The organism is Geodermatophilus sp. SYSU D00697 (assembly GCF_054050175.1).
Map to the genome: position 1 here is coordinate 109,013 of NZ_JBJGYV010000005.1, position 21,054 is coordinate 130,066.

Consider the following 21,054-nt stretch of genomic DNA (forward strand, 5'->3'; position numbering starts at 1 on the left):
GCAGATCCGCAGGTCAGCGGCGTGCGGTCGAACAAGCGTTCTCCACACACGGTGGACAACTCTGGGGGTATCGCGCTTTGTCGACCTGTGGACAAGCTCCATCGGCTGTGCACAGCGGTGCCTGTGGACAACACGGTGGGTACACGACCGGTGACAAGCGACGAGGCCCCCGTCCCGGGTGGGACGGGGGCCTCGTGAGGTGTGGTGCGACCGCTGCGGGGAGGCGGCGGTCCTCCCTCAGCGCCAGCGCATCGACATGACCAGGCCGGCGACCATGAGGCCGAACCCGATCGCGAAGTTCCACGCCCCCAGCGACACCATGAACGGGATCAGTTCGCCGGCCACGTAGTAGACGACGATCCACACCAGGCCGAGCACCATGAGGGTGACCATGACCGGGGCGTACCAGCGCGGGCTGGGCTGCACGGCACGGGCGCTCGCCGTCCCGGACTGCAGGGTGCCCTGCGGCGGCGTGTAGACCGACTTCTTGCGCACCTTGGACTTGGGCACCGTGCGAACTCCCTCCGGGGCCGGATCGTCGCGGCCGGCCGTGACCGCCTCCCAGCCTAAGCTGCCACCGTGGCCGCAGCCCGCACCCTGACCCTTCGGGGTAGCCGCCGCCCGTCGGGCTGGGCGGTCCTGGTGCCCGTGGTGGCACTGGCGGCGGGCCTGCTGTTCGCGACGTCCAGCCAGACGGCCCAGGGCACCGACCTGCGCGGCGGGGAGGTCACCGAGCTCTCCGCCCTCATCGCCGCGCGCGGGGACGCCCTGCGGGAGCTGGAGCAGGAGCTGGCCGCGGTGCGCGCCCAGGCGCAGGAGCTGACCGACGAGGCCGCCTCCCGGGACGGCGCCGTGGCCGCCGCCCAGGACCAGAGCGCCGGCGGCGAGCTGTCGGCCGGGCTGGTGGGCCTCACCGGCCGCGGCGTGGAGATCACCCTGGACGACGCCCCGCGGCGCCCGGACGGCGCGCTGCCGATCGGGGCCCGCCCCGACGACGTGGTCATCCACCAGTCCGACGTCCAGGCGGTGGTCAACGCGGTCTGGGCCGCCGGTGCCGACGCGGTCGCCATCATGGACCAGCGGCTCATCGCGACCAGCGCCGTCCGGTGCGTGGGCAACGTCCTGCTGCTCCAGGGGCGCACCTACTCGCCGCCGTTCGTGGTGACCGCCGTCGGGGACGCCGCGGCCATCCGCGCCGCCCTGGCCGCCTCCCCGCAGGTCGCGGTGTTCCAGCAGGCGGTGGAGGACTTCGGCCTCGGCTTCGCCGTCCGCGAGCGCGCCTCGGTGAGGCTGCCCGCCTACGAGGGCCCCCTCGACATGGAGTACGCCACAGCGGCGGAGGGCTGACCGCCTCGTGTCGTGTACACAAGAAGCGTGAGCCGGCCCGTCCTCGTCGTCGACAACTTCGACAGCTTCGTCTACAACCTGGTCCAGTACCTGGGCCAGCTGGGCGTGCGGTGCATCGTCCGCCGCAACGACGCCGTCGCGGTCGACGAGCTGGCTGACCTCGACGTCGCCGGGGTGCTGCTCTCGCCCGGGCCGGGGACACCGGCCGGGGCCGGGGTGACGGTGCCGATGGTGCGGGCCGCCGCCGAGTCCGGGACGCCGGTGTTCGGGGTGTGCCTCGGGCACCAGGCGATCGCCGAGGCCTTCGGCGCGGAGGTCGTCCGGGCGCCGGAGCTCCTGCACGGCAAGACCAGCCAGGTCGTGCACGACGGCGTCGGCGTGCTCGCCGGGCTGCCCTCGCCGTTCACCGCGACCCGCTACCACTCCCTCGCGGTCGAGCGGGACACCGTGCCCGAGGAGCTCGAGGTCACCGGGACGACGCCGTCGGGCATCGTCATGGCGCTGCGGCACCGGGAGCTGCCCATCGAGGGGGTGCAGTTCCACCCGGAGTCCGTGCTCACCGAGGGCGGGCACCGGATGCTGGCCAGCTGGCTGCAGACCTGCGGCATGGCCCCCGACCCGGCCGTGGTCGAGGCCGCGACCGCCGCCGCCCACCGGCTGACCACGGTCGCCACGCCCGCCTGAGGGTCCCCAGAGCACGACGGGCCCCTCCCGCGTCGGGAGGGGGGCCCGTCGTGCGTCAGTCCTGCTGCGCCGGGGTCGTCGTGGTGGGCGTCGGCTCGTCCGGCGCCTCCCCGACGGTCAGGGTGATCGGCTCGTCGGCCGCGGCCGAGGTGCCCTCGTCGGGGTCGACCGCGAGCACCACGCCGACGTCCCCGGGGTCGGAGGCCTCCGTCGTCTCCACGGTGATGGTCCCGGTGAACCCGGCCTGCTGGAGGGCGGCCCGCGCCTGCGCCTCGCGCTGGCCGACCACGTCGGGCACCTCGATCTCCCCGGGCCCGCTGGAGACCTGCAGCGTGATCCCGTCCCCCGCGGCCGCCTGGGTGCCCGCGGCGGGGTCCATGGCGACGACGGTGCCCTCGGGCTGGTCGGAGTCGACCTCCTCGGGGCTGACGTTGGTGAAGCCCGCGTCCCGGAGCGCCTGCGTGGCCGCCTGCTGCTGCTGGCCCACCACGTCGGGCAGCGGGATGTCGCCGTCGGAGACCGACAGGGTCACCGCGGTGCTCGGGTCGACCGCGCTGCCCTCGCTGGGCGACACGTCGACGACGGTGCCCTCTGCCTGCAGCGAGTCGACCTCGTCGGTGCTGACCCGCTGGAAGCCGGCGTTCTCGAGGGTGGTCTGGGCCCGGTCGGCGTCCAGCCCGATGACGGCCGGCACCTCGATGGTGTCCACGCCGCCGCCGATCACCAGCCGCACCTCCGAGTCCGGGGGGACCTGGGCACCGCCGGCCGGGTCGGAGCTGATGACCTGCCCCTCCTGCTCCTCGGAGCTGGGGGCGGTGGTGACTGCTCCGACGCGCAGGCCGGCGGCCTGGAGCGCCTGGGTGGCCGCGGCCTCGTCCTGCCCGACCATGTTGGGCACCGCCACCTGGGCGACGGGGGGCGGCTCCTCGTCGCCCCCGGAGTTGAGCAGCACCGCCAGGGCGATCACGCCGCCGATGACCAGCACCGCTGCGGCGACGGCGGCGATGACGCGGTTGCGCTTGCGCTTCCGGGCGGCGTCGTCCTCGTCGGCCCAGTCCTCGCCGTCGTAGCCGACCGGCGCCCCGATGATCGCCGTCTTCTCGGCGTCGTTCATGACCGGCGTGGCCTCGACCCGCTGCCCGGCCAGGGCCCGGAGGAGGTCGTTGCGCATGTCGGCGGCCGACTGGTAGCGGTTGGCCGGGTTCTTGCTCATCGCCTTGAGCAGGATCGCGTCGAGCTCCGGCGGGATGGCCGGGTTGATCGACGAGGGCAGCCGCGGGTCCTCGCGCACGTGCTGGTAGGCCACCGAGACCGGTGAGTCGCCGGTGAACGGCGGCGCACCGGTCACCAGTTCGTAGAGCAGACAGCCCAGCGAGTAGACGTCGGAGCGGGCGTCGACGCCCTCGCCGCGCGCCTGCTCGGGGGAGAGGTACTGGGCGGTGCCGATGACCGCGGCGGTCGAGGTCATCGTCGCGGCGGAGTCCGAGACCGCCCGCGCGATGCCGAAGTCCATGACCTTGACCGAGCCCTGCGGCGTGATCATCACGTTCCCGGGCTTCACGTCGCGGTGGACGATGCCGTTGCGGTGGCTGAAGTCCAGGGCGCCGCAGATGTCGGCGGCCAGGCTCATCGCCCGCTCCGGGGAGAGAACGCCCTCGCGCCGCAGCACGTCGCGCAGCGTCTGGCCCTCGACGTACTCCATGACGATGTAGGGGGTGGCACCGCTGGCGGTGCGGTCCTCGCCGGTGTCGTACACGGCGACGATCGCCGGGTGGTTCAGCGACGCCGCGGCCTGCGCCTCGCGCCGGAAGCGGACCTGGAAGGAGGGGTCCCGGGCCAGGTCGCTGCGCAGGACCTTGACCGCCACCTCGCGACCCAGCCGCAGGTCCCGGCCCCGGTGCACCTCGGCCATGCCGCCGCGACCGAGCACCCCGCCGATCTCGTAGCGCTCACCGAGCACCTGCGGCGTGGTCATCAGGGGTCCTCTCGGGCGGTGCGGTCCTGCGTCCAGGGGGGTGGGGGGCACGGGGGAGCGCTGTGGACGGGTGGGCCGCCGCGGAGCCTAACCGCTCCGGCGGTCCGGACCCGGGCGGCGCGGGGGAGGGCGATCACGCCGCCGGGTCCTGCGCCGCCGCGGCGTTCTGGGCTCCCGCGATCGGGGACTCGGCGGCCGACGGCGCGACGGTGCCGGCCGGCGGTGCGGGATCGGCCGGCAGGTTCCCCTCGTCCTCGGTGTCGCCCCCGGTACCGCCGTCGGTGTCCTCATCCTGGCTGCCGCCGCCGTTGCCGTTGCCGGTGTCGCCGTCGTCGTCCTCGTTGCCGTTGCCGGTATCGCCCGGCTCCTCCACCGGCGGGGGCGTCGTGGTCCGCCGGGTGGTGGTGGCCGGCGCGTCGGAGTCCTCGTCGTCCTGGGTGCGCGGGGCCGTGGTGGTGGCCGGGGCCTCGGAGGTCTCCGGCGCCTGCGAGGGCTCCTCCTCGCCGCTGTCGGGCGAGAAGTCCGCGGGGGCGTAGAACAGCGTCACCGTGGCGCCCTGACCCACCGGGCCGCCGCTCGGGTCGGTCGTGACGACGTCCCCTCGGGACAGGCTGGTGCCGGCCGCCTGGAGCTGGGCGGCGCTCGCCGGCTCCTGCTGGACCACCAGCCCGAGGCCCAGGGCCTCGAGCTCGGCCTGGACGTCGTCGGCCGGCCGGCCGACGAGCTGCGCCGGGTCGATCGTGAACGTCCCGGCGGACGTCGTCACGGGAGCCGCCGACGTGGTCGTGGCGCCGGCCGTACCCGAGCCCGGGTCGTCCTCACCGCCCGACAGCAGGAACCAGGAGACCCCGGCCAGCACCGCGAGCAGGACCAGGCCCGCGACCAGCCAGGCCGTGCGGTTGCGGCGGCCCGGCTGCTTCTCGGCGTGGCGTCCGCCGGCGTAGCGGTCGGCCCAGTCCTCGTCGTCCTCCGGCGGACGGCGCAGCGGCGGCATGGTGCCCGCCGCCGTGCCCGGTCCGCCCGTCCCGCCCGCCGACGCGGCGCCCAGGACCTCGGTGCGGTCCTCGCCGAGGTCGGAGACGACGGCGGTGCGGTCGTCGCCGATGTCGGGGACGACCTCGGTCCGGTCGGTCGCCGGTGTGCCCGGGACGGCGTACACCCCGTTCCCGGTGGCGGCCCCGCTGCCGGTGGCCAGCCCGTTGCCCGCGGCCACGGAACGGACGGCGGCGGCGAACGCACCGCCGTCGGGGAAGCGGTCGGCGGGGTCCTTGGCCAGCGCGCGCTCGATGAGCAGCCGCACCGGGGCGGGGATGTTCGCGGGCAGCGGCGGCGGCGGCCGGTTGATGTGCGCCAGCGCCACGGCGACCTGCGAGGTGCCGTCGAAGGGGCGGCCACCGGTCAGGCACTCGTAGCCCACGACGCCCAGGGAGTAGACGTCGGAGGCGGCCGTGACGTCGAAGCCCTGCGCCTGCTCGGGCGAGAGGTACTGGGCGGTGCCGACGACCATGCCGGTGCGGGTCAGCGGCGTGGCGTCGCGCGCGCGGGCGATGCCGAAGTCGGTCAGCTTCACCACGCCGTCCGGGCGCACGATGAGGTTGCCGGGCTTGATGTCGCGGTGGACGACGCCGGCCTCGTGCGCGGCCGAGAGCCCGTCGGCGGCCTGGCCGAGGACGTGCAGGGTCCAGTCGACCGGGAGCTTGCCCTCCTCGTGGAGGATCGTGACCAGCGGCTTGCCCTCGACCAGCTCCATGACGAGGAAGGCCAGCTGGGCGCCGCGCTCGTCCTGGGTCTCCCCGTAGTCGTAGACCGAGGCGATGTTGGGGTGGCTGAGCGCCGCGGTGTGCCGGGCCTCGTTGCGGAACCGCGCGACGAAGCTCGGGTCGCCGGTGAACTCGCTGCGCAGGACCTTGGCGGCGACGACGCGGTCGAGCACGCGGTCCCGGGCCCGCCAGACCTCGCCCATGCCGCCGGTGGCGATCGGGGCGGTGATCTCGTAGCGGCCGGCGAGCACCGTGCCGGTGGAGAGAGCCATCAGCCGCCCTGTCCCTCGAGGTGTGCCTGCATGACCTGGCGGGCGATGGGTGCGGACACGTCCCCACCCGTACCCCCGCCGTTGGCGACGAAGACCGCGACCGCGATCTGCGGGTCGTCGGCGGGTGCGAACCCGATGAACCAGTTGTGGTCGGGCCCGGCGTTCTCCGCCGTCCCGGTCTTGCCGGCCACCTGGACGCCGGAGATGCGGGCGGACCGGCCCGAGCCGTTGGTGACGACGCTCTCCATCATCTCGGTCAGCTGGTCGGCCACCTCGGGGGTGACCGGCTCGCTCAGCTCCTCCGGGTCGGTCTCGTCGAGGACGGACAGGTCGGGGGCGCGCAGCTGGTCGACCAGGTAGGGCGTCATGAGCGTGCCGTCGTTGGCGACCGCGGCGGCGATCATCGCCGCCTGCAGCGGGGTCACCACCACGCTCTGCTGGCCGATGGAGCTCACGCCGAGCTGCGCGTCGTTCTCCGGGTCACCCATGGTGCTGGGCTCCACCGTGAGGGGGATCTCGCGCCGCTCGCCGTCCATCCCGAACGCCTCGGCCATCTCCCGGACGCGGTCCTCGCCGAGGTCTATGCCGAGCTGGGCGAAGGCGGTGTTGCAGGAGATGGTGAGCGCGTCGATCAGCGGCTGCTCGCCGGTGCTGCTGCAGCGGGAGCCGCCGAAGTTCTCCAGCTCCGTGGAGGTGCCGGGCAGGGTCAGCGTGTCCGGCGCCGGGATCACCGTGTCGGGGGTGTACTCCCCGGTCGACAGCGCGGCCGCCGAGACGATCACCTTGAACACCGATCCCGGCGGGTAGTTGTCGCTGATGGCCCGGTTGAGCCGCGGGTCGCGGTCGGCCTCGTTGAGCTGCGCCCAGTAGTCCCGGATGGCCTGCGGGTCGTGGCTCGAGAGCAGGTTCGGGTCGTAGGTGGGCGTGCTGGCCATGCCCAGCACCGCGCCGGTCGACGGGTCGAGCGCGACCACCGCGCCCGTCACGCCCTCCAGCCCGGCCATGGCGGCCTCCTGGACGGCCGGGTCCAGCGTGAGGACGACGTCACCCCCGCTGGGGTCGCGGCCGGTGAACAGGTCGGCGATGCGCCGGGCGAACAGGCGGCCGTCGGAGCCGGCGAGGATCTCGTTCTCGGCCCGCTCCACCTGCGCGTTGCCGTACACCAGCGAGTAGTAGCCGGTCACCGGCGCGTACAGCGGGCCCTGCGGGTACTGCCGCAGGTAGGTCAGCCGGTCGTCGGTGGCGACGGAGTTCGCGATCTCGGTCCCCGCCACGACGATCGAGCCCCGCTCCCGGTCGTACTCCTCGGTGAGGACGCGCGTGTTGCCGGTGTCGTTGCGCAGCTCGTCGGAGCGCACCACCTGGATGTAGTTGACGTTGACGATGAGCAGCGTGAACAGGACGAGCACGCTGATCGCCACGCGGCGCAGGGGGGCGTTCACGGCGTCACGACCTCGGTCGGGGCGTCGCCCAGCGCCGGCTTGGGGGGACCGGCCGGGGCGGCCGGGCGGCGGGCGGCGTCACTGATCCGCACCAGGACGGCGACCAGCACGAAGTTGGCCACCAGCGAGGACCCGCCGTAGGCGACGAACGGGGTGGTCAGACCGGTCAGCGGCAGCAGCCCGGTGACCCCGCCCAGGACGACGAACACCTGCCAGGCGATGGCGAAGGACAGGCCCGCGGCGAGCAGCTTGCCGAACGCGTCGCGGACGATCAGCGACGTCCGCAGGCCGCGCTCGACCAGGATCAGGTAGACGATGATCAGCGCGACCAGGCCGAAGAGCCCCAGCTCCTCGCCGAGGGCGGCCGCGATGAAGTCGCTCTTGGCGACCGGCACCTGGTCGGGGCGGCCGCCGCCGAGGCCGGCGCCGAACAGCCCGCCGGTGCCCAGCCCGAACAGCGACTGGACCAGCTGGTAGCCGCCCTCGTCGCGGTAGGCGAAGGGGTCCAGCCAGGTGTCGACGCGGACCCGCACGTGCCCGAACAGCTGGTAGGCCAGGAACGCGCCCGCGGCGAACAGGCCGACGCCGATGAGCAGCCAGCTGGCCCGCTCGGTGGCGACGTAGAGCATCACCACGAAGATGCCGAACAGCAGCAGCGAGCTGCCCAGGTCGCGCTCGAAGACCAGCACGAGGATCGACATCGCCCAGGCGACCAGCACCGGGCCGAGGTCGCGGGCGCGGGGGACCTCCAGGCCCATCACCCGGCGGCTGGCCAGCGCGAGGACGTCGCGCTTGTCGACCAGGTAGGCCGCGAAGAAGACGACCAGGCAGATCTTGGCGAACTCGCCGGGCTGGATGCTGAAGCCCGCGACGCGGATCCAGATCTTGGCGCCGTACACCTCGGAGATCGACGCGGGGAGCACCGCCGGGAGGGCCAGCAGCACCAGGCCGACGAGGGCCAGGGTGTAGGCGAACCGGGAGAGCAGCCGGTGGTCCCGCAGCACCACGACCACGGCCACGAACAGCGCCACACCCAGCGTCGCCCAGATCAGCTGGACCGGTGCGTCCTCCCGGGTGGCGGTGGCGTCGACCTGCTCGCCGGCGAGGTCGAGCCGGTGGATCATGGTCAGCCCGAGCCCGGTGAGCAGCGCCACGGCCGGCAGCAGCAGCGGGTCGGCGTAGGGGGCGAACCTCCGGACGACGACGTGCACCACCGCCCACAGCGCGGTGAACCAGCCGCCGAAGGTGACCAGCTCGGGGCGCAGCGACCCGGTGATGGTCAGGTCGACGATGCACTGCGCGGCCAGCGTGATGAGCACGGCGAAGCCGAGCATCGCCAGCTCCGTGTTGCGCCGCGTGGGCGTCGTCGCGCCCGGCGCGACGGCGCGGGGGTCGGTGGACGGGGCCGCGGTCACGCCACCACCCCGTTCCCTCGTCGGCCGCCCTCCCGGACCCCGGTCACCGCGCCTCCCGGCAGTCCACGCCGGGCTCGGGCGTCGCCGTCCGCTCCGTCGTCGTCGGCGCCGCTCCGGTCGGCTCCGCGGACTCCGACGGCGTCGCGTCGCCGTCCGGGGCCGGCTGGTCGGGGGTGGGGGAGGCCGACAGCGCCGTCCCACCCTCCTCGTCGGCCGAGGGGCAGACCGGCAGCCGGGAGTCGCGCAGCATGGCCACGATCCGCTCGGCGTGCGCTCCGTCGGTCGCCTCGATGCCGCGCCGGACCTTGCTCGCGTCGGCCTGGGTGAGGTCGCCGACGGCGAGGTCGGTCACGTCCGAGACCTGGTTGAGATCGACCCCCAGCAGCGCGGTGTCGATGCCGCGGAAGACCGCGACCTGCTCGCCGTCGGAGGTCTCCTGCACACCCACGAACCAGTTGGACAGCACCCACATGTACGCGCCGACGGCGGCCGCGGCCAGCAGCACCACCGCACCCAGGGCCCAGAGCAGCCGACGGCGGCGCCGGCGCGGCGGTGCGGCGGAGGCCGCCGGCCCCGGGGACGCCGGGGGAGGCGGCGGCGGGTCGGCCAGGGCGGCGCGCCCGGCGGCCGACCGCGGGTCGACCTCGCGCTGGCCGACGTTGTCGCCGGCCGCACCGTCGACGACCGGTTCCAGCGGGGCGTCGTGCCCGCCGTCCTCCACGACGTCGGCGACGATCACGGTGATGTTGTCCGGGCCGCCGCTGCGCAGGGCCAGCTCGATGAGCCGGTCGGCGGTCGACTGGGGATCGGGGTCCTTGAGCGCCTCGGCGAGGGTCTCCTCGCTCACCACACCGGAGAGCCCGTCGGAGCACAGCAGGTAGCGGTCGCCTGCGCGGGCCTCCCGCATCGACAGGTCCGGGTCGACCTCCTGCCCGTTCAGCGCGCGCAGCAGCAGCGAGCGCTGGGGGTGGTGGTTGGCCTCCTCCGGGGTGATCCGGCCGTCGTCGATGAGCGTCTGCACGAACGTGTCGTCGTGGGTGATCTGGGTGAGGACGCCGTCGCGCAGCAGGTAGGCGCGGGAGTCCCCGATGTGGCACAGCGCCAGCCGTCCGCCGGCGAACAGGACGGCGGTCAGCGTCGTCCCCATGCCCTCCAGCTGCGGGGACTCGCGGATGACCTCGCGCAGGTGCTCGCTGCCGTCGAACACGGCCGCGCGCAGCGCCTGCAGCATGTCGCCGGAGGGCGCGTCGTCGTCCAGGTGCTCCAGCGCCGCGATGACCACCTTGCTGGCGACGTCGCCGGCGGCGTGGCCGCCCATGCCGTCGGCGACGGCGAGCAGCCGGGGCCCGGCGTACACCGAGTCCTGGTTGTTGCCGCGGACCAGTCCACGGTCGGACCGGGCCGCGTAGCGGAGTGCCAGGCTCATCGGATCGGGCTCCCGGGGATGCGACCGCTCCTCGGGGTGCACTCGCAGGTGACTGTCATGTACGCAGCTCCAGGGCCGTCTGGCCGATGCGGATCGGCTGGCCCGGGGACACGAGCAGTGGCCCCTGGACGCGCTGCTGGTCCAGGTAGGTGCCGTTGGTGGAGCCGAGGTCCTCGACGTACCACTGGCCGCCGCGGTTGGTCAGCCGCGCGTGCCGCGAGCTGGCGAAGTCGTCGGTCAGCACCAGCGTGGAGTCGTCGGCGCGGCCGATGAGGATCGGCTGGTCCCCGAGGGTGATCTTGGTCCCGGTCAGCGGGCCGGCGGTGACCACCAGCGTCTTCGGGCCGCGGCTCTTCCGCTTGCCCGGCGCGGCCGCGCGGGGCGGCACCGACGCCACCCGGCCGGCGCGGCCGCCGAACAGGTCGGCGCGGACCACGCGGAAGGCCGCGAAGATGAACAGCCACAACAGCAGCAGGAAGCCGAAGCGGAAGATCTGCAGGACGATCTCGGCCGTCACGGAGCCGCCTCGCTGGCGCTCACCAGCGCCGTGCCGGGCCGTGCTGCGCTCCCGCGTGCCCTCGCCGGCTCGGTCACCGGAGCCGCCTCGCTGGCGCTCACCAGCGCCGTGCCGGGCCGTGCTGCGCTCCTGCGTGCCCTCGCCGGCTCGGTCACCGGAGCCGCCTCGCCGGCGCTCGCCCACCTGCTCACCGATCCCACTCCGCGGGGGCTCACGCGCCGTCCTGCCGGTAGACCAGCACCGAGTGGCCGATGCGGATCACGTCGCCGTCGCTCAGCGGCTGGCGGGTGATCCGGCGGCCGTTGACCAGGGTGCCGTTGGTGGAGCCGAGGTCCTCGGCGATCGCGGTGCCCCCGTCGAGGACGACGTCGACGTGCTTGCGGCTGACCCCGGTGTCGGGCAGCCGGATGTCGGCGTCGGTGCCGCGGCCGATGACGTTCCGCCCGGTGGTCAGCTCGTGGCGAGTGCCCGGGCCGTCGACGAGCAGCACGTGGGTGACGCCGGGCTTGGACCCCGCGCGGCCCACGACCGACGACGGGACCTGCCGGCCGGTGTCGGTGGCCATCCGGCTCCGCAGCGGCGGCAGCGGGGGCACGCCGTCGCTGCCGGTCACCGGCGCGACGGGCTCGTCGACGCGGGTCCCGGGGCGGGCCGGGTCGGCGACGTGCGAACTGACCTCGAACACGCCGGTGGGCAGGTCGTCGTCCCGCTCGAGCCGGACCTGGACGGCGTCGAAGACCTGGTAGCCCTCGCCCTCGATGTGCTCGGCGACCATGTCGGCGAGCTGGGCGGCCAGTTGCTCGGACCACTCGGCCAGGTGCTCGTAGTCGGTGGAGCCGAGCCGGACGTCGTAGACGTTGGGCGCCAGGACCCGGCCCTCGCCGAGCACCGAGCGCTGCTCGTCGGCCTCGCGGGTCAGCGCCTTGGCGATCTCCGCGGGGTGGACTTTGCCCTTGAAGATGCGGGCGAAGGCCAGCCCGACCATCCCCTCCAGCCGTCGCTCGAAGCGCTGCAGCACACCCACAGTCGCTCCCTTGCGCTCGCCCGGACGTCTCGATCTGCCATCGTTGATCGTAGCCGGGTGCGGCGCGGCTGACCGTGGCGCAACGCCCCAGGCGCCCCACCCGCCCCAGCCGTGCGGGGTGGTCCGGCGCTGCGGCCGCCCCCCTGCCAGCGGCCCGACCCCGGGCTGCTAGTGTCTCTCCCTGCCAGGGCAAGTGGCGGAATGGCAGACGCGCACGGTTCAGGTCCGTGTGTCCGGAAGGACGTGGGGGTTCAACTCCCCCCTTGCCCACTCACACGACAGCGAGCCGGTCCCTCGGGGGCCGGCTCGCTGCGTTGCGGGGTCAGGGCAGGGGACGGCGTCCGTCGTCGTCCCGGCGCCGGTCGCCGATCGACTGCGCCAGCAGGACGGCACCCCACGGGCCGATCACCCAGATCGGCCACGGGTAGAGCAGCTCGCCGCTGCCGATGCACGTGGTGATCCACACACCCAGCACGATGACGGCGGTCACGAGCCAGTTCCGCCACGCGACCTGCCGCGAGGGGCCGCCGGCCCAGCCACCCCAGGAGCCGGCGTGGCTGATCCCGTGCCCGGCCGGGACGGGGGGCGCGGGCGCGGGCTTGGGCTCGACCGTCTTGGGGAGGTCCGCGGTGATCTCCGCGAGCTCGCCGTAGGTGCGGGCGGCGTAGGTGCGGGCCAGGCGCTCGTCGTACTCGGCGACGCTCAACCGGCCGGCGGACATGTGCTCGCCCAGCTGGCTGGCGACAGCTGCACGGTCGGCGTCGGCGGCGCGCAGGTGCGACTCGGGCATCGGTGACCTCTCTGAGCGGGGAGTCCAGTCTGGTCCGCGACGGGACGCCGGGTCCACTGACGTTCGTCACGGGTTGGGGACGGGACCCGTCAGGTCCGCTCGGTCCGCGTCAGCCCCGTTCCCGGCCGCCACGAGCTGATGACCAGCGCGGTCCTGTCGTCGTTGAGGGCGGTCAGCACCACCTGGTCGAGGTCGACGCGGAAGAGCTCGTAGTCGATCGACTCCTCCGGGAGGCCCGCCGCGGCCGCGTACTCCCGGCGCTCCCCCGGGTCGGTCAGCTCGGTCGCCCGACCGGAGAGCTTGGCGTCGGCGGCGAAGGTGTCGGGCTCGTCACTGCCGCTGTGCAGCGCGAACCGCGGGTCGCGGCGGAGGTCGGCGAACTTCACCGACCCTGGCATGCCGGCCAGCCACGGCTCGCCCGCCACGAACCGCATCTCGATGCCGCTGACCCGGGGCGAGCCGTCGGCGCGCAGCGTGGCGAGGACCTTGTGCCGATGGGCGTCGAAGGCCGCCCGCACCCGGGCGGCGAACTCCGGCTCGGCTGCTTCCACGTCGGCGAACGAGGCCATGGACGCAGATGGTGCACCCGCCCAGCCACGGATCGGCCCCCCCGACGACCGGGGGACGGCGTCAGCTCGCGGCGGGGGTGCCCTCGGCCGCGAGGTGCCGGCCGATGACCATGCGCTGGATCTGGTTGGTGCCCTCGAAGATCTGCATGACCTTCGCCTCCCGCATGAAGCGCTCGGCGGGGTGGTCGCGGGTGTACCCGGCACCCCCGAGGACCTGGACGGCGTCGGTGGTCACCCTCATCGCGGCGTCGGTGGCCACGAGCTTGGCGATGCTGGCCTGCCGGGAGTACGGCTTCCCGGCGTCCTTGCGGCGTGCGGCCACCAGGTAGGTGGCCCGGGCCGACTCGACGGCGGCGGCCATGTCGGCGAGCAGGAACGCCACGCCCTGGTGCTCGACGATGGGCCGGCCGAAGGTCTCCCGCTCCCGGGCGTAGGCGATCGCCAGGTCCAGCGCCGACTGGGCCAGCCCGACGGCGACCGCGCTCACGCCGAGCCGCCCGGAGTCGAGGGCGGCCAGCGCGATGCCCAGGCCGTGCCCGGGCTCCCCGACCAGCCGGTCAGCGGGGATCGGGACGTCGTCGAGCCGGATCGCGGACGTCGTCGAGGCGGTCAGCCCCATCTTCTCCTCCGGCTTCGCGGCGGACAGCCCGGCGAGGTCGGGGGTCAGGTGGAAGCACGAGATGCCCCGCGGGCCGTCGTCGGGGGTGCGCAGGAACGTCGAGTAGAAGTCGGCGTGCCCGCCGTGGGTGACCCAGGCCTTCTCACCGTTGGCCAGCCAGCCGGAGTCGGTGGCCTTGGCGGCCGCCCGCATCGCGCGGGGATCGGAGCCGGCGTGCGCCTCCGAGAGGCAGTACGCACCGAGCAGTTGCCCGCCGACCATCGCCGGGAGCAGGTCGCGGCGCTGCGCCTCGGTGCCGAACCGGTCGATCGGGAAGCAGGCGAGGGTGTGCACGCTCACGCCGAGCGCGACGCTGGCCCAGCGGGCGGCCAGTTCCTCGACCACCTGCAGGTAGACCGCGTAGGGCTGGCCGCCGCCCCCGACGTCCTCCCCGAACGGCAGGCCGAGCAGGCCGACCTCCCCGAGCAGGCGGAACACCTCCCGGGGGAACCGCTCCTCGCGCTCGTACGACGCCGCCTTCGGCGCCAGCTCCGCGTCGGCGATCTCGCGGGTGAGGGCGAGGAGGTCGGCGGCCTCCTCGGTGGGCAGTTCACGGTCGACCGGCACGGCATCTCCTCGTCGAGACAGTACTGGCGACGATACCGCAGTACAGTTCCCGGTCCAGGGGGATGCTGTCCGCCGGAGGTGCCATGACGACGACCGTCCCGCCGTCGGACGCCGGGGGTGTCCGGTTGACCCGGCGCCAGGCCGAGCTGCTCGACCAGCTGGAGGCGCTGTTCCTGGCCGAGGGCTTCAGCCGGTTCACCCTCGAGGACCTCGCCGTCCGGCTGCACTGCTCCAAGAGCACCCTGTACGCGCTGGCCGGGAGCAAGGAGCAGCTCGCCGCCCGCGTCATCCGGCACTTCTTCCGCAAGGCCACCGCCGAGGTCGAGGCCCGGACGGCGACCGAGGAGGACCCCGCGCTGCGGGTGACCGCCTACCTGACCGCCGTCGCGCGGGCCCTGGCGCCGGCCGGCCCGGCCTTCTACCGGGACCTGGACTCCTTCGCCCCCGGCCGGGCGGTCTACGAGCAGAACACCGCCCGCGCCGCGGAGCGGGTGCGGGAGCTGATCGCCGACGGCGTGGCGCGCGGTCGCTTCCGCGAGGTGCACCCGGCCCTGGTCGCCGACACGGTGAGCACGCTGGTGTTCCGGATCGGCCGCGGCGACACCGCCCGCGCCACCGGGCTGGACGACGCCGCCGCCTACCGCGAGCTGGCCGCCCTGCTGCTGCACGGGATCAGCCTGTGAGGATGCGGCGGTGACCACCTCGACCTGCTCGGTGACCGCCGCCGCCTGGGACGACCCGGAGATGCGCGCCCTGACCACGGCGCAGCAGGCCGAGCTGCGGGGCCGCTACGACGGCGCGGGGGAGCCGGGCACCCCGCCGTCGGCGGCCGACGTCGGCGTGGTCCTCGTGGCCCGGGACGCCGACGGGACGGCGATCGGGTGCGGTGCGCTGCGTGCCCTGGAGCCCGGGGTCGCCGAGCTCAAGCGGATGTACGTGGTGCCCTCGGCGCGCGGGCGCGGGGTGTCCCGGCAGCTGCTCGACGCACTGGAGGCCGAGGCGGGGGCCCGCGGCTGGACCACCCTGCGCCTGGAGACCGGCCCGCGGCAGCCGGAGGCGATCGGGCTGTACGAGAGCGCCGGCTACCGGCCGATCGAGGCGTTCGGTGCCTACGTCGACGAGCCCGACGCCGGCTGCTCCCTGTACTACGAGCGGGTGCTCGGGCCGGCCTGACGGGGGGGGGGGGGGTGGGCCCGATCCGCCGGCGCGGCCGTCGTCGTGGGAGCGCCGGGGCGCGGGCCCGGGAACAGATGGTGCGGATCGCCGAGCAGGTGACCGCACCCCCTGACCCTGTGGTGGGGTGGGCGCATGAGCGGTACGTGGCCGGCGACCGAGCCGGCAGGGGTCGAGCTGACGGCCGGCCGTGCCCGGCTGGCCGTCGACCTGCGCGGTGGCGGCCTGCGGGCGCTGACGGTGGGTGGCCGGGACGTCGTCGACGGCTACGCGGCCGGGACGGTGCCGGCCGGTCGCCGCGGTGGGGTGCTGCTGCCCTGGCCCAACCGGCTGCGCGAGGGCCGCTGGACCTGGGCCGGCCGGGAGCTCCAGCTCGACGTCGCCGCTCCGGGGAAGCCGGCCGCGCACGGGCTGGTGTCCTGGCAGCCGTGGGCGGTCCTCGAGCGGGCCGGCGACGCGGTCACCGTCGGCACCGTCGTCGAGCCGCGGCCGGGCTACCCGTTTCGCCTGGCTGCGGCCATCGACTACGCGCTGCGGCCCGGCCGCCTCACGGTGACCGTGCGGGTGCGCAACGCCGGCGAGGAGCCGGCGCCCTTCGGTGTCGGGATGCACCCCTACCTCGCGGTCGGCGCGACCGAGGAGGGCGGGATCGCGGACGCGGAGCTGACCGTGCCGGCCCGGACGGCGCTCATCACCGACGGGGGCCTGCCCACCGGGGGGCGCGAGCCCTTCGACGGCGCGGTCGGCCGGATCGGGGACCGCGCGATCGACACCCCGGTCACCGACCTGGTGCGGGACGGCGAGGGCTGGGCGCGGGTGCGGCTGCGCGGCCCGGCGGGGGAGCTCGAGCTCGCCGTGGACGGCGCCTGGCCGTGGCTACAGGTCTACACCGGCGACACGCTCCCCGAGGGGCAGCGGCGGCGCAGCGTGGCGGTGGAGCCGATGACCTGCCCGCCCAACGCCCTGGCCGACGGCGTCGACCTCCTCGTCCTCGACCCGAGGGCGGAGTGGGCGGGCACCTGGACCCTCTCCTGGGAGGCCTGACGTGCGGGTCGCAGAGCTGTGGCGCTACCCGGTCAAGTCCCTGCAGGGGGAGCGGGTGGATGGCGCTGACGTCGGCCCGGAGGGGCTGACCGGCGACCGTCAGTGGGCGCTGTTCGACGTGGCCAGCGGCTTCGGCCTCACCGCGCGGCGGTTCCCCGACCTGTTGTTCGCCTCCGCCCGCCTGCGCCCCGACGGCGCGGTGGAGGTGGTGCTGCCGGACGGCACGGTCACCGCCGACGACGCCGTCCTCTCCGCCTGGCTGGGCCGTCCGGTCGAGCTGCGCGCCGCGGCGGACGCGCCGGGGGACCGGCGATACGAGAACCCCGCCGAGGTCGGGGAGGAGGACGAGTACGACTGGGACGCCTTCACCGGCGCCCGCGGGGCCTTCCACGACAGCTCCCGCGTCCGCGTCTCGCTGGTCTCCACCGGCACGCTGGGCACCTGGGACCGGCGCCGCTTCCGCGCGAACGTGCTCCTCGACGGGGAGGGGGAGGACGCGCTGGTCGGGACCCGGGTGCGGCTGGGTGACGCCGAGCTGGACGTCGTCAAGCCCATCGACCGCTGTGTGATGGTCACCCGGCCGCAGCCCGGGGGGATCGGCCGGGACACGGGGGTGCTGCGGACGGTGCACCGCGAGCGCGGCGGCACGCTGGCGATCGGTGCGCTGGTGGTGCGGCCGGGGCGCGTGACCGTGGGCGACGAGGTGGACGCCGTCAGCTGAGGGCCTGGGCGCGGGGTCGGTGTCGCGGTGCTCGTGCTCTGCGTACCGGGCGCATGCAGAGCGCGAAGGGCGGGGGCGCGGGGTCGGTGTCGCGGTGCTCGTGCTCTGCGTACCGGGCGCATGCAGAGCACGAGCACCTGCAAGGACAGGGTGCTGACCGGACCGGTTCCGGGGCGGCTCCGCCTGCCGCGGGGGGGGGGGGGAGGCACCGCAGCGAGCCCCGGCGGCCCAGGGGTGGCGCAGCAGTGACACCGCAGCGAGCCCCGGCAGCCCAGCGGTGGCCCAGCGGCGGACCGGAGCGGGGGCAGCCGACCGGTGTCAGGGACCATGAGCAGCGTGCGCACCGTCGACCTGCGTCCCGGCGAGGACTCCATCCGCCTCGGGCAGCTGCTCAAGCTGGTCGACGCCGTGCCGACCGGCGCCCAGGTGAAGGACGTGCTGCTCACCGGCGCAGTGCGGGTCAACGGCGAGCCCGAGGAGCGGCGCGGCCGGCAGGTCCGCCGGGGTGACGTGGTGCAAATCGAGGGCATGGAGGACGTGCTCGTCGGCTGACCGCCGTTCCACGTGGAACCTCGTCTGCCAGGCTGGGGGGCATGACCCGAGCGCCGTACCTGTCGGCCCGCCTACAGGGCTTCGGGACGACGGTGTTCGCCGAGATGAGCGCGCTCGCCGTCGCCACCGGGTCGATCAACCTCGGCCAGGGGTTCCCCGACTACCCGGGCCCGCCCGAGGTGCTCGACGTCGCCCGGGCCGCGATCGGCACCCCGCACGACCAGTACCCGCCCGGGCCCGGCATCCCGGAGCTGCGCGCGGCGATCGCCGAGCACGGGCGGCGGTTCGGCGGTCACGCCTACGACCCGGCCGACGAGGTGCTGGTCACCGCGGGCGCCACCGAGGCGCTCACGGCCGCGCTGCTGGCGCTGCTGGAGCCCGGCGACGAGGTCGTCCTCTTCGAGCCGATGTACGACTGCTACGCCGCCGGGATCGCCATGGCCGGCGGTGTGGCCCGGCCGGTGCCGCTGCGGCCGCCGGAGTCCGGCACCGGCCCGTGGACCTTCGACCCCGCCGAGCTGCGGGCGGCGGTGACCCCGCGGACCCGGCTGCTGCTGGTGAACAGCCCGCACAACCCGACCGGCAAGGTCTTCACCCGCAGCGAGCTGGGCACGCTGGCCGCCCTGGCCATGGAGCACGAGCTGCTGGTGCTCACCGACGAGGTGTACGAGCACCTGGTCTTCAGCAGCAGCCGGCACACGTCGATCGCCACGTTCCCGGGCATGCGGGAGCGCACGCTCGTGGTCAGCAGCGCCGGCAAGACGTTCAACGTGACCGGTTGGAAGGTCGGCTGGATCTGCGGCCCGGCTGAGCTGGTGGCCGCCGTCCGCACCGCCAAGCAGTTCCTCACCTACGTCAACGGCGGGCCGTTCCAGCCGGCCGTCGCCGCGGGGCTGCGGCTGCCCGACGAGTACTTCACCGGCATCGCCCGCGACCTGGAGTACCGCCGCGACGTGCTCGTCGAGGGGCTGACCGCTGCCGGGCTGCCGGTCGTCTGCCCGGAGGCGACCTACTTCGCCACCGTCGACGTCCGGCCGGTGCAGCCCGACGGGGACGGCGTGGCGTTCTGCCGCTCGCTGCCGCAGCGGGCGGGTGTCGTCGCCATCCCCACCGTGGTGTTCTACGACCCCGCGCACGCGGCGCTGGGCCGGCACCTCGTCCGGTTCGCCTTCTGCAAGGGCGACGCCGTGCTGGGGGAGGCCGTGGAGCGACTGGAGAGGATGAGCCGATGAGGATCGCGGCGGTCCAGCACGACATCGTCTGGGAGGACCGGGCGGCCAACTTCGCCCGGCTGGCTCCGCAGGTGGCCCGGGCGGTCGGTGCGGGGGCGGAGTTCGTGCTGCTGAGCGAGACGTTCTCCACCGGGTTCACCATGACGCCGGGCATCGGTGAGCCCGAGGGTGGCCCGTCCTCGCAGTTCCTCCAGGCGCAGGCGGCCGAGCACGGCGTGTGGGTGGCCGGGAGCTGTCCCGAGGTGGGGGCGGACAGTGTGGGCGGGGGAGTCATCGGTGGGGTGGGCGGGGAGGTCGGTGCCCTGCCGCACAACTCGCTGGTGATCGCCGGCCCCGACGGCACCGTGCACCGCTACCGCAAGCTGCACCCGTTCACCCACGGCGGCGAGCACGAGCGGTTCCGCGCCGGGGAGAAGCCGCTCACCGTGGACATCGGCGGGCTGCGGATCACCCCGTTCATCTGCTACGACCTGCGCTTCGCCGACGTCTTCTGGGCCGCGGCCCAGGACACCGACGTCTACCTGGTGACGGCGAACTGGCCCGCGGCCCGGCGGCTGCACTGGCGAACGCTGCTGCAGGCGCGGGCGATCGAGAACCAGGCCTACGTCGTGGGCTGCAACCGGGTGGGTGCGGCCGGCGACGGCACCGAGCACGCCGGTGACAGCCGCATCGTCAGCCCGATGGGGGAGCTGCTGGCCACCGCCGCCGGGGTGGAGACGCTGGTGGTGGCCGACGTCGACCCCGCTGAGGTCGCCACCGTCCGGGCGCGGCTGCCCTTCCTGGCCGACCGCCGCAGCTGAGCGGAGCGCAGGGGCGCGGAGGAGGCGCCCGCTCACTCCGCTCGGGGCGTGCGGTCCTCGTCGACGACGATCTGTTCCCGCTGCAGCTGCTCGGTCACCCGCTCCTGGCCGGTCACCACGTCGGTGCTCAACCGCACCCGCTCCACCGGCACGACCTCGACCGAGACCACCGGCCGCTCGGCGTGCAGGACGATCTCCCCGGGCAGGCCCGACGTGGCCGCGGAGGGGCCGCCCGCGCCGGTCCCGCCCGGGGTGGGGTCGGGTGCCAGTGACTCACCGGGGTCCGGGTCCGGGGCGTCGACCGGCACCTGCTCCACCCGGATCTCCTCGCGGCGGATCGGGACGGTGAGGGTCACCTCCTCGGTCACCACGTACTTGACCAGCCGGGCGCGCGTCGCGGCGACCCGCTCGGTCCCCACCCGCAGCTGCTCCTCGCTGCGGGTCATCGCGTCGTCGGGGGCGGCGGTCCTGCCCGCGGCGCCGGCTGCCGCACCGGCCGCCCCGGCGACGGGTGCCCCTGCGACGGCCGCCCCGGCGGCGCCCGCGGGTGTGGTTCCGCCCACCTGCACGGTGTCCCCCGCCCGGCCGGTCTGCTCGACGCGGACGGTGTCCCCGTCGGAGGCGGTGGTCGCCACCGGCGCGGTCTGCTCGTCCGGCTCCGCACCCGCCGTGTCCGCGACGGCCGCGGACCCGGCACCCGCCGCGGCGCGCCCCTCCCCGCTGTCCACGGTGCTGGCGTCCCCGGCCGCGCTGTCCACGGAGTAGTGCCGGCGCAGCAGCTCCTCGGCGTCGGGGTCGAGGTGCTCGTCGGAGACGTGCGGCGCATTGCGGACGGCGTCCCGCGTCACCGGCAGCTGCAGCGCCCCGTCGCCGAACGTCGCCTCCGAGGCCGGGACGACGGAGTGGCGGGTCCCGAACAGGCCGGTCGACACCGCGACCCAGGTGGGTGCCCCCGTGCGGTCGTCGGTGAAGAAGTGCTCGACCGTGCCGATCTTCTGCCCGTCCGGGCCGTACGCCGTCGCGCCGATCGCCGCGGCCAGCTCCCGCTCGCTCAACATCTCAGGCGGCTCCCCTCCTGCAGGAGGC

At 74.7% G+C, this 21,054-nt stretch carries 21 protein-coding genes and 1 tRNA gene; 10 read left to right on the top strand and 12 right to left on the bottom strand.

What is annotated here, in order from left to right; translation table 11 throughout:
- Positions 1-237: 237 nt before the first annotated feature.
- The gene (crgA, locus tag ACI79C_RS06770; RefSeq protein ID WP_456944861.1) at positions 238-510 is read right to left on the bottom strand and encodes a cell division protein CrgA; all 273 of its coding nucleotides are present in this window, start codon (positions 508-510) and stop codon (positions 238-240) included.
- Between the two features lie 69 nt (positions 511-579).
- On the opposite strand from crgA, the gene ACI79C_RS06775 reads away from it, so the two are divergent.
- Both ACI79C_RS06775 and ACI79C_RS06780 read left to right on the top strand, forming a co-directional pair.
- Positions 580-1,347, top strand: a complete 768-nt coding sequence (locus ACI79C_RS06775) for a DUF881 domain-containing protein (protein WP_456944862.1) — start codon at positions 580-582, stop codon at positions 1,345-1,347.
- 27 nt (positions 1,348-1,374) lie between these two features.
- Positions 1,375-2,031, top strand: a complete 657-nt coding sequence (locus ACI79C_RS06780) for an aminodeoxychorismate/anthranilate synthase component II (protein WP_456944863.1) — start codon at positions 1,375-1,377, stop codon at positions 2,029-2,031.
- A gap of 55 nt (positions 2,032-2,086) precedes the next feature.
- On the opposite strand, the gene pknB is transcribed toward ACI79C_RS06780, so the two are convergent.
- The 7 genes from pknB to ACI79C_RS06815 all read right to left on the bottom strand — a co-directional run bounded on the left by pknB (position 2,087) and on the right by ACI79C_RS06815 (position 11,862).
- The gene (pknB, locus tag ACI79C_RS06785; RefSeq protein WP_456944864.1) at positions 2,087-4,006 is read right to left on the bottom strand and encodes a Stk1 family PASTA domain-containing Ser/Thr kinase; all 1,920 of its coding nucleotides are present in this window, start codon (positions 4,004-4,006) and stop codon (positions 2,087-2,089) included.
- Between the two features lie 133 nt (positions 4,007-4,139).
- Complete coding sequence (locus ACI79C_RS06790) at positions 4,140-6,038, bottom strand: protein kinase domain-containing protein (protein WP_456944865.1); 1,899 nt, start codon at positions 6,036-6,038, stop codon at positions 4,140-4,142.
- The gene (locus tag ACI79C_RS06795) at positions 6,038-7,480 is read right to left on the bottom strand and encodes a peptidoglycan D,D-transpeptidase FtsI family protein (protein WP_456944866.1); all 1,443 of its coding nucleotides are present in this window, start codon (positions 7,478-7,480) and stop codon (positions 6,038-6,040) included. Before ACI79C_RS06795 ends, ACI79C_RS06790 begins: the two co-directional genes overlap by 1 nt.
- Positions 7,477-8,895 (bottom strand): FtsW/RodA/SpoVE family cell cycle protein, encoded by a 1,419-nt coding sequence (locus ACI79C_RS06800; protein WP_456944867.1) that lies wholly within the window; start codon positions 8,893-8,895, stop codon positions 7,477-7,479. Before ACI79C_RS06800 ends, ACI79C_RS06795 begins: the two co-directional genes overlap by 4 nt.
- A 43-nt stretch (positions 8,896-8,938) precedes the next feature.
- Complete coding sequence (locus ACI79C_RS06805) at positions 8,939-10,321, bottom strand: PP2C family protein-serine/threonine phosphatase (RefSeq protein ID WP_456944868.1); 1,383 nt, start codon at positions 10,319-10,321, stop codon at positions 8,939-8,941.
- Positions 10,322-10,376: 55 nt separating this feature from the next.
- A complete protein-coding gene (locus tag ACI79C_RS06810) occupies positions 10,377-10,838 on the bottom strand; it encodes an FHA domain-containing protein FhaB/FipA (RefSeq protein WP_456944869.1) in 462 nt (153 codons plus the stop codon).
- Between the two features lie 211 nt (positions 10,839-11,049).
- Positions 11,050-11,862 carry an FhaA domain-containing protein gene (locus ACI79C_RS06815; protein ID WP_456944870.1) on the bottom strand — a complete coding sequence of 271 codons (813 nt, stop codon included), beginning with the start codon at positions 11,860-11,862 and terminating at the stop codon, positions 11,050-11,052.
- Between the two features lie 187 nt (positions 11,863-12,049).
- Here ACI79C_RS06815 and ACI79C_RS06820 point away from each other — a divergent pair.
- Positions 12,050-12,132, top strand: a tRNA-Leu gene (locus ACI79C_RS06820).
- Positions 12,133-12,184: 52 nt separating this feature from the next.
- Here the strand turns inward: ACI79C_RS06820 and ACI79C_RS06825 are convergent.
- From ACI79C_RS06825 to ACI79C_RS06835, 3 genes are all read right to left on the bottom strand, one after another.
- Positions 12,185-12,652 carry a DUF1707 SHOCT-like domain-containing protein gene (locus tag ACI79C_RS06825; RefSeq protein WP_456944871.1) on the bottom strand — a complete coding sequence of 156 codons (468 nt, stop codon included), beginning with the start codon at positions 12,650-12,652 and terminating at the stop codon, positions 12,185-12,187.
- Between the two features lie 89 nt (positions 12,653-12,741).
- The gene (locus tag ACI79C_RS06830; RefSeq protein WP_456944872.1) at positions 12,742-13,221 is read right to left on the bottom strand and encodes a pyridoxamine 5'-phosphate oxidase family protein; all 480 of its coding nucleotides are present in this window, start codon (positions 13,219-13,221) and stop codon (positions 12,742-12,744) included.
- A gap of 61 nt (positions 13,222-13,282) precedes the next feature.
- Complete coding sequence (locus tag ACI79C_RS06835) at positions 13,283-14,446, bottom strand: acyl-CoA dehydrogenase family protein (protein ID WP_456944873.1); 1,164 nt, start codon at positions 14,444-14,446, stop codon at positions 13,283-13,285.
- A gap of 83 nt (positions 14,447-14,529) precedes the next feature.
- Here ACI79C_RS06835 and ACI79C_RS06840 point away from each other — a divergent pair, with 83 nt between their 5' ends.
- The 7 genes from ACI79C_RS06840 to ACI79C_RS06870 all read left to right on the top strand — a co-directional run bounded on the left by ACI79C_RS06840 (position 14,530) and on the right by ACI79C_RS06870 (position 19,968).
- Positions 14,530-15,129, top strand: coding sequence for a TetR/AcrR family transcriptional regulator (locus ACI79C_RS06840; protein ID WP_456944874.1), 600 nt, complete (start codon positions 14,530-14,532; stop codon positions 15,127-15,129).
- A 10-nt stretch (positions 15,130-15,139) separates the two neighbouring features.
- Positions 15,140-15,619 (top strand): GNAT family N-acetyltransferase, encoded by a 480-nt coding sequence (locus ACI79C_RS06845; RefSeq protein ID WP_456944875.1) that lies wholly within the window; start codon positions 15,140-15,142, stop codon positions 15,617-15,619.
- A gap of 135 nt (positions 15,620-15,754) precedes the next feature.
- Positions 15,755-16,663, top strand: a complete 909-nt coding sequence (locus ACI79C_RS06850) for an aldose 1-epimerase family protein (protein ID WP_456944876.1) — start codon at positions 15,755-15,757, stop codon at positions 16,661-16,663.
- A gap of 1 nt (position 16,664) precedes the next feature.
- Positions 16,665-17,384 (top strand): MOSC domain-containing protein, encoded by a 720-nt coding sequence (locus ACI79C_RS06855; RefSeq protein WP_456944877.1) that lies wholly within the window; start codon positions 16,665-16,667, stop codon positions 17,382-17,384.
- 327 nt (positions 17,385-17,711) lie between these two features.
- Positions 17,712-17,936, top strand: a complete 225-nt coding sequence (locus ACI79C_RS06860) for an RNA-binding S4 domain-containing protein (RefSeq protein ID WP_456944878.1) — start codon at positions 17,712-17,714, stop codon at positions 17,934-17,936.
- A gap of 41 nt (positions 17,937-17,977) precedes the next feature.
- Positions 17,978-19,168, top strand: a complete 1,191-nt coding sequence (locus tag ACI79C_RS06865; RefSeq protein ID WP_456944879.1) for a pyridoxal phosphate-dependent aminotransferase — start codon at positions 17,978-17,980, stop codon at positions 19,166-19,168.
- Positions 19,165-19,968 (top strand): nitrilase-related carbon-nitrogen hydrolase, encoded by an 804-nt coding sequence (locus ACI79C_RS06870; RefSeq protein WP_456944880.1) that lies wholly within the window; start codon positions 19,165-19,167, stop codon positions 19,966-19,968. Before ACI79C_RS06865 ends, ACI79C_RS06870 begins: the two co-directional genes overlap by 4 nt.
- A gap of 32 nt (positions 19,969-20,000) precedes the next feature.
- Here the strand turns inward: ACI79C_RS06870 and ACI79C_RS06875 are convergent, their stop codons facing one another.
- The gene (locus ACI79C_RS06875; RefSeq protein ID WP_456944881.1) at positions 20,001-21,026 is read right to left on the bottom strand and encodes a PRC and DUF2382 domain-containing protein; all 1,026 of its coding nucleotides are present in this window, start codon (positions 21,024-21,026) and stop codon (positions 20,001-20,003) included.
- Positions 21,027-21,054 lie beyond the last annotated feature (28 nt).